This is a genomic window from Acinetobacter sp. UBA3025 (assembly GCF_002367915.1).
In the GTDB taxonomy this organism is placed as follows: Bacteria; Pseudomonadota; Gammaproteobacteria; order Pseudomonadales; family Moraxellaceae; genus Acinetobacter.
The window spans coordinates 1-8,349 of the sequence record NZ_DFDO01000240.1 but is presented as its reverse complement, the minus strand read 5'-3'; the positions used below and the strand labels follow the sequence as shown (position 1 = coordinate 8,349).

The window sequence follows — 8,349 nt, the reverse complement described above, 5'->3', positions numbered from 1 at the left end:
AGTGTGATCGAGCAGGCGGCTGAAGGAATCTTCATCCTAAATGATGAATTACGTTATATCGAAGTGAATCCTTATTTCGAGAATTTTTCCGGTTTTGAACGTAATGACATCTTGGGTAAATATCTGTTTGATATCACTGCAAGTCATAAGTCACAGCAGCACACTATTCATTCCAACATCATCAAGCAAGTCGTGAAAATCGGTTCCTTTGATGGCGAACTGAGTGAAAAATTCCTGTCTGGCAAAGAGATGCCACTCTGGTTACATATCAATGCGATTACTGATGATGAAGGTCGTATCACCCACTATATCGGCATTGTTTCTGATCTGACTGAGCGTAAATTACAGGAACAGCGCCTGTCTTATCTGGAAAATTATGACACGCTGACTGATTTGCCAAACCGTTTTTACTATAACTACCAGCTGCATCAGTATCTGATGACGCAAAAAGATTCCATCAAGAAAATGGCGGTGATTCGACTCAATATCGACCGTTTCCGTCCATTGAATGAATACCTGTCTAATAACGGCGGTGATGAGCTGTTGCGTCAGGTGGCGCAGCGCTTACGTCTGACTAATGCTGAAGCTCTATTTGTTGCTCATCTAAATGGCGATGACTTTGCGATTTTGTATGAAATCTCGCATATTCGCCCTTCTGTACAAGAACATTGTCAACGTATTGCTGAAGCTTTCCAGGCTCCTTTCCATATTTTTGAACAAGATTATGTGATTACCCTGTCGATGGGCGTGGCTTTCTATCCGGATCATGGCCGTCAGTTAGATTATTTGAATAACTGTGCTGAACAGGCGCTGAGTGAAGCCAAAAATCTCGGCGGGAATACTATCCATTTCTACTCCAATGAAAATACAGCTTTGCTAGAGCAAGGAATTTTCATTGAACGCGATCTGCGTAAAGCCATCCAGAATGGCGAACTGGTAGTCTACTATCAGCCGAAAATTAATTTCAATGACCAGCATATTTATGGCTTTGAAGCTTTAGTACGCTGGAAACATCCAGAGAAAGGTATTATCCCGCCAGGCCTGTTTATTCCTTTAGCCGAACAGACCAGCCTGATTTCCGAGATCGGTCGTTTGGTGATTCAGCAAACTGCTAAACAGATTCGTGAATGGAATGATCTTGGCTTTCATAATATCTGTGTCTCTGTGAATATCGTGGCACAGCAACTGCGTCGTGGTCAGTTACTCGATGATCTGGATCAGGCCATTAGTGAAAACCAGATTTCTGGCACCAGTCTGGAACTGGAAATTACTGAATCTTCACTGATTGAAAACTCTGAATCTGTCAAAAATCTGCTGAACCAGATCAAGCAGCGCCAGATTAATATATCTCTGGATGACTTTGGAACCGGTTATTCTTCTTTATCCTATCTTGCCGATTTTCCTATTGACATTCTCAAAATTGACCGCAGTTTTGTCTCTAAAATTGGCGAACATAAACAGGAAGCGATTGTCAGTGCCATGGTCGCGATGGGTAAAGCTATGGGCATGACTGTCGTCGCTGAAGGTATTGAAACTGAAGAACAGCTGCAATATCTACGTGATTTAGATTGTGATATTGCCCAAGGTTACTTCTTCTCCAAGCCATTGCCTGAACTGGAAGCAACTGCATATTTAGAACAGAATCGCGTCGCTGAAACTTATATATATCAAGTCTAAGTCTATATCTACCTCGAATAAGATTGTCGCAAAAATAGTCGACTTTGACTGGGCTAAGTGCTTAACAAATGTTATATTCAGAGCCATAAATGCAATTTTTTACCCGCTTTCTGGGTAATCTTTACAACGATAGAGATACAGATGGACGAACAATCTTTAAAGCAGCAGGCTCTTTACTATCACGAATTCCCTACTCCAGGAAAAATCAGCGTTACACCAAGCAAACAATTGGTCAACCAACGTGACTTAGCCCTTGCTTACTCGCCTGGCGTTGCCGCACCATGTCTTGAGATTGAACGTGATCCTTCAACAGCTGCACTGTATACCGCACGCGGTAACCTGGTTGCAGTGGTCAGTAACGGTACAGCAGTTCTTGGTTTGGGTAATATTGGCCCACTGGCGTCTAAACCAGTCATGGAAGGTAAAGGCGTACTGTTCAAAAAATTTGCGGGTGTTGATGTATTCGATATCGAAATTGCTGAAAATGATCCAGACAAGATTGTTGATATTGTCGCTTCTCTAGAACCCACTTTTGGCGGGATCAACCTGGAAGATATCAAGGCTCCAGAATGTTTCTATATTGAACAGAAACTTCGTGAACGCATGAAAATTCCTGTGTTCCACGATGACCAGCATGGTACTTCAATCATTGTAGGTTCTGCTCTTCTTAATGCTTTGCAATTAAACGGCAAAAAAATTGATGAAATCAAGATCATTGCTTCAGGTGCCGGTGCTGCTGCCTTGTCTTGCTTGAACTTGCTTTGTGCCCTTGGCGTGAAAAAAGAAAATATCATCGTTGCTGACTCACGTGGTTTATTGACAACTAAACGCGAAGGTCTGGACGAATCTAAAAAAGCATATGTACAAGACATTGATGCCTCTCAGATCGGTGATGTGATTGCAGGTGCAGATATGTTCCTGGGTCTTTCTGCAGCCGGTATTCTCACCAAAGAAATGGTGAAATTGATGGCCAAAGATCCAATTATCTTTGCCTTGGCGAACCCGGATCCAGAAATTCTGCCTGAACATGCACACGAAGTTCGTGATGACGTGATCATGGCGACTGGCCGCTCTGACTATCCGAACCAGGTAAACAATGCACTGTGCTTCCCTTATATCTTCCGTGGTGCATTAGACGTTGGTGCCACCACCATTAATGAAGAAATGAAAATTGCCTGCGTACATGCGATTGCACGTATGGCACACGTAGAAGCAGATGCTGCATCTTATGGTGAAAAATCAGCTTCTTTCGGCCGTGATTACCTGATTCCTGGTCCACTGGATCAACGTCTGATTCTGGAAATTGCGCCTGCAGTTGCACAAGCTGCAATGGATTCTGGCGTAGCGACTCGTCCTATTCAGGATTTCTCGGCATATCGTCAACGTCTGTCTGAGTTTGTTTACAACTCAGCCTTCATGATGAAACCAATCTTTGCACAAGCTAAAACAGATCCTAAACGTATCGCTTATGCAGAAGGTGAAGACCTGCGTGTACTTCGTGCTGCACAAATTGCAGTGGATGAAGGCTTGGCAAAACCGATTCTGGTGGGCCGTCCAGCAGTCATCGAAGCGAATATCAAGAAATTGGGCTTACGTCTTGAAGATGGTGTCAACATCACCATCGTGGATCAGGAAAAGAACCCGGATTACGAAAAATTTGCAGACGACTATTATAACCTGATGCAACGTAAAGGTGTAACGCCTGAATATGCACACCGTGAAGCGCGTCGCCGTTCTACTTTGATCGCTGCGATGCTGGTTCGTCATGGCATGGCGGACGGTATGTTATGTGGTACGTACTCAAGCTACGATATCCATCTGGACTTTGTCAGCAATGTCATCGGCAAACAGGATGGTCATAATACCTTCTTCACCTTAAACGCATTAATGCTGGAAGAGCGTAACCTGTTCATCGCAGATACCTACATCAACCGTAATCCAACGGCTGAACAGCTTGCTGAGATGACGATTCTGGCTGCTGAAGAAGTACGTCGTTTCGGTATTACACCGCGTGTTGCCCTACTTTCTCACTCTAGCTTCGGTTCAGACCAGCACGATGCCAGCGCACAAAAAATGCGCCGTGTATATGAAATCCTTTCTGAAACTGCACCTGAGCTTGAAGTTGAAGGTGAAATGCATGGTGATGCAGCACTGGACGAAAATATCCGTCAGTTTGCATTCCCGAACTCTCGTTTCAAAGGTTCTGCAAACTTGCTGATCATGCCAAATCTGGATGCGGCCAATATTTCGTTTAACCTGTTAAAAGCAACTTCAGGTAACAACGTGACCATTGGTCCTATCCTGCTTGGTGCTGCGAAACCTGTTCATATCTTGACACCAACTGCAACAACTCGTCGCGTAGTGAATATGACTGCGTTAACTGTCGCTGAAATTCAGGAAGCAGAAAAAAACGCGCTCTAAGGAATGTACGCATGAGCGTAACTTCTTGACTTGAGAAAACCTCTATTCTGTAGCATGATGCTTGTAAGAATAGAGGTTTTTTCATGCAAGTTTATTTAGTAGGCGGTGCAGTTCGGGATCATTTACTTGGACACCCCTATCACGAAAAAGATTATGTGGTTGTCGGCGCGACGCCGGAACAATTGCTTGCTGAAGGTTTTCAACCTGTTGGCAAGGACTTCCCTGTTTTTCTTCACCCTGAAACCAAAGACGAATATGCTCTGGCACGTACCGAACGCAAGTCTGGCTATGGTTATCATGGTTTCGAATTTTATACCGATATTAATGTTACCTTGGAAGAGGATCTGATCCGCCGTGACTTGACCATCAATGCCATGGCCATGGATGATTCAGGCAAGATTTATGATCCTTATGGCGGTCAAAAAGATCTGGCTGATCGTGTACTGCGTCATGTATCAGAAGCTTTTGTCGAAGATCCTTTACGTGTTTTAAGGATTGCCCGCTTTGCTGCGCGTTATCAACACCAGGGTTTTAGCATTGCAGAAGAAACGTTGGTGCTGATGAAGCAGCTGGCGGAATCGGGCGAGCTTAATGCATTGACACCTGAGCGGGTCTGGAAAGAAACTACACGCGCACTGATGGAACAGGATGCAGATGTGTATTTTGAAGTATTACGCAGCTGTGGTGCTTTAAAAGTGCTGTTCCCGGAACTGGATGCCTTATATGGCATTCCGCAACGTCCTGAATATCATCCGGAAATTGACTGTGGTATTCATACCATGATGTCTTTACAGCAAGCCTGCCGCCAAAATTATAGTCTGGATGTGCGTTTTGCGGTTCTGGTTCATGACTTGGGTAAGGCATTAACCCCTGTGGAAGAATTGCCACGTCATATCATGCATGAAGAACGTGGGATCAAACCGGTAAATGAGCTGTGTGAACGTTTAAGAGTTCCGACTCATACCAAACAGCTAGCATTAGCAGTTTGTAAAGAACATTTAAAATGTCATCAGGCTTTTAACTTAAAACCTGGCACTTTATGGCGTTTATTACAGCGTCTGGATGTATTGCGTCGTCCTGAACGTGTTGAAGCTTTTGTACAGGCCTGTGAATGTGACTCTCGCGGTCGCTTGGGTCTGGAAAATCGTGCTTATCCTCAGGCTCAATATGTGCTGGATGCCATGCAGGTCGTACGTAGCATTAAAGCACAAGACTTGCCACCAGAAATTCAAGGTCCGGATATTGGTGAAATGCTAATTGAACGACGGATTGCGGCTTTAGCAGAACTGAAAGAACAGCATAGTGCCATACTTTAAACATTAGGCTCCTTCAAGGGGCCTTTTTATTTAATATCTGAAATCTCATTCATCTCGATTTTCTATATAGATAGCAATAATTCTTTGAAGTTACTGTGCACTTTCAACACTTAAGCAAAGTAAATATTGATTATGATTGATATTATTTTTAGCTAAGAATATGTCTAATGACTTATCTCATCCGTCAACTGGATCTTGAAAAAGACCTGTATGACGTTCATCAACTCACGATTCAGCTTGGCTATCCCTCTACGCTGAAAAATATCAAACAGCGTTGGGAACGGATTCATCAAGACAGTCATTATCAGACACTAGTTATAGAACAGGATTCACATGTAATCGGCTATGCCGGTTTTATTCAGGAATACACCTGGGAATTTGACGGTGGATATTTAAGGATTCAGGTTTTTGTAATTGATCAGGACCATCGTGGAAAAGGTATAGGCAAGCAATTAATGGCTGCTATTGAACAGATTGCAAAAGAGCAAGGCTTCAAGATGATTCAGCTCAACAGCGGAAATCGCGAAGAACGCTATCCTGCGCATGCCTTTTATCAAGGACTGGGATTTGACAGTTATAGTATTGGATTTCGTAAGCATCTGGATCAGCCAGTCATGACCAGCTGATCAATCGTGGATTTAATTTATGAAATTTCAGCAGGGAAAGTAATCACTTTTTCCAATTTCATCTGATTGGTTGCAATCATCAGCAAGCGATCAAGACCTAGGGCAATACCTGAACATTCCGGCATTTGTGGCAATGCCGCCAGCAAATACTCATCAATCGGCATGACATGCAAGCCAAGCGCTGCCCGTTCTGCATTATCTGCTTCAAAGCGGGAACGTAAAACTTCAGCATCAATCAGCTCATCATAAGCATTGGCCAGTTCCAGCCCTTCGATATACAGCTCAAAACGGGCTGCAACCAGCTCCCCATCTTCATCGATTCTGGTTTTAGCCAATGATGCCAGTTCCGGTGGAAAATCTGTCAAAAATACAGCCGTATCGAACCCCAGGCTTGGCTCGACCATATGCGAGAATAAAAGGTCGATATATCCTAAACGGTCATCACTCAAGTCCAGATTGAGACCTACCCGGCGACAACAATCTTTGAGTTGCTGCAAAGTGGCCTGTAAAGGATTGAGATCCAGGCGATCCATAAAGGCATGTTTATAGCTGAGCACAATGGGGCGGATTTCTCCAAAACGGGCCTTAAGCGTCACATTTAACAGATCTGTCACTTCAAACATCAGATCTTTCAGACTAAAGGCCGGACGATACCATTCCAGCATGCTGAATTCACTATTGTGCTTGCGGCCGTGTTCATCATCGCGAAACACTTTACAGATCTGGTAAATCGGCCCACTACCACTGGCCAATAAACGTTTCATGGCAAATTCAGGTGAGGTCTGTAGATAATGTGTGCCGAGCTTACCCATGACATGACGCTGGGCCTGAATCGAAGCCAGGTGCACATCGGTCACGCCAGCCTGAGATAAAATCGGGGTTTCCACTTCCAGCACTTCACGTTCAGCAAAAAACTGACGGAGCTGGGCATACATGTTGGCACGCGCTTTAATGGCTTTTAAGTCGCAGGTCGGTTGATAAGATACAGTTTGACTCATGCCTTTGGCCCTCCATGAGCGGCCCATTCACGGCGTAAAGGATAAGTCTTGCGTAAATGATCAAATGCTTTCTGATCGACTTTGCCATCTTTTAAACAGGCACGCAGATTGGTATCATCACGGGCAATATCATAGATCTGGGTTAAATGATGTTGTAGCGCCAGTTTTAAATCCTGATTCTGGAAAAACTGTACACAGACAGGCAACTGGCTTTCAAACTGCTTATTAATCTCAAAGCCAAAAGTCTGGCAAAATGCCTCGTAAATCATTTGAGTACCGCGTACCTTACCCTCCAGACTATAACCTGCAATATGGGGCGTCACCAAAGTAATCAGATTCAGCAGCTGTTCAGAAATTTCCGGTTCATGCTCAAACACATCCAGTACAACCTGCCGTTGAGTTGCCTGGATATCAGCAATTAGCGCCGCTTCTTCAATGACTGGCCCACGCGCTGAATTAATTAAAATGGCTTCAGGTTTCATTTGTCCAAGAGCATTAGCATTAATTAAATGATAAGTTGGATTCTGACCTGTTTTGGTTAAAGGTACATGAATGGAAATGGCATCTGCAGTTTTTAGCAGTTCTTCAAATTCAACCTGATGAACCTGATCGCGCTGCACAAAGGGATCGTAGGCAATCACATTCCAGTCCAGCAATTTGGCCATTGTTGCCAAACGCGAACCGACATTTCCTAGACCCACAATACCCAAGGTGAATTCTTTATTTGCATTGATCAATTGGGGTTGTAAATATAATAAAGCCGTAATCACATATTCAGCCACTGCCTGTGCATTACAGCCGGGCGCATTGCTCCAGCGGATGTTCTGTTGTTCTAGTGCAGCAATGTCCAGATGATCTGTACCAATGGTGGCACTGCCGACGAATTTAATCTGACTGTCCTGTACGAATGCTGCATTGACTTTGGTCACGGAACGGACCAATAAAGCCTCGGCATCTTTTACATCTTCCGAAGTGAGAGTTCTTCCTGCACGATGCTGAATATCGCCAAATTCTGCAAAGAAATAATCGGTAAATGCCAGATTTTCATCTGCGACAATTTTCATAATCTGTTCCAACGCCTGAATCTGTCTATCATACCGCGTCAACCGGGATGTGACTATTTTCACTCAAGCTTTAGATGAATTCTTATAAACATAGAGATATAAAAAATGCCGAAGTCAAACATCACTTCGGCAAAGGAGTGTAATTGGAGTAAGAAAATGACGCAGGGTTAGGCGATTGAAAGCCATACCCTGCACGAAAAAGTTTCCTTTTTTAATTGGAGAATGCAGCAATACCTGTTTGCGCACG

6 protein-coding genes are annotated in these 8,349 nt (G+C 43.9%); 4 read left to right on the top strand and 2 right to left on the bottom strand.

Features of this window, described 5'->3' with window-relative positions; genetic code table 11:
* From B4J23_RS10180 to B4J23_RS10165, 4 genes are all read left to right on the top strand, one after another.
* A partial coding sequence (locus B4J23_RS10180; protein WP_291360426.1) for a sensor domain-containing protein occupies positions 1–1,677 on the top strand: 1,677 nt, incomplete at its 5' end.
* A gap of 141 nt (positions 1,678–1,818) precedes the next feature.
* On the top strand, positions 1,819–4,098 hold the full coding sequence (locus B4J23_RS10175) for an NADP-dependent malic enzyme (protein ID WP_208462078.1): 2,280 nt from the start codon (positions 1,819–1,821) through the stop codon (positions 4,096–4,098).
* An 83-nt stretch (positions 4,099–4,181) separates the two neighbouring features.
* On the top strand, positions 4,182–5,414 hold the full coding sequence (locus tag B4J23_RS10170; RefSeq protein ID WP_004784716.1) for a multifunctional CCA addition/repair protein: 1,233 nt from the start codon (positions 4,182–4,184) through the stop codon (positions 5,412–5,414).
* A gap of 167 nt (positions 5,415–5,581) precedes the next feature.
* Complete coding sequence (locus B4J23_RS10165; RefSeq protein WP_291360423.1) at positions 5,582–6,040, top strand: GNAT family N-acetyltransferase; 459 nt, start codon at positions 5,582–5,584, stop codon at positions 6,038–6,040.
* 17 nt (positions 6,041–6,057) lie between these two features.
* Here the strand turns inward: B4J23_RS10165 and epmA are convergent, their stop codons facing one another.
* Positions 6,058–7,038, bottom strand: a complete 981-nt coding sequence (gene epmA, locus B4J23_RS10160; protein ID WP_291360421.1) for an EF-P lysine aminoacylase EpmA — start codon at positions 7,036–7,038, stop codon at positions 6,058–6,060.
* Positions 7,035–8,102 carry a 4-phosphoerythronate dehydrogenase gene (locus B4J23_RS10155; RefSeq protein ID WP_291360419.1) on the bottom strand — a complete coding sequence of 356 codons (1,068 nt, stop codon included), beginning with the start codon at positions 8,100–8,102 and terminating at the stop codon, positions 7,035–7,037. Before B4J23_RS10155 ends, epmA begins: the two co-directional genes overlap by 4 nt.
* Positions 8,103–8,349: the final 247 nt, after the last annotated feature.

Excerpts from the sequence above, each read along its gene's own strand:
- B4J23_RS10175 (WP_208462078.1), top strand. The coding sequence starts at position 1,819 with ATGGACGAACAATCTTTAAAGCAGCAGGCTCTTTACTATCACGAATTC.
- B4J23_RS10170 (WP_004784716.1), top strand. The coding sequence starts at position 4,182 with ATGCAAGTTTATTTAGTAGGCGGTGCAGTTCGGGATCATTTACTTGGA.
- B4J23_RS10165 (WP_291360423.1), top strand. The coding sequence starts at position 5,582 with ATGACTTATCTCATCCGTCAACTGGATCTTGAAAAAGACCTGTATGAC.
- epmA (WP_291360421.1), bottom strand. The coding sequence starts at position 7,038 with ATGAGTCAAACTGTATCTTATCAACCGACCTGCGACTTAAAAGCCATT.
- B4J23_RS10155 (WP_291360419.1), bottom strand. The coding sequence starts at position 8,102 with ATGAAAATTGTCGCAGATGAAAATCTGGCATTTACCGATTATTTCTTT.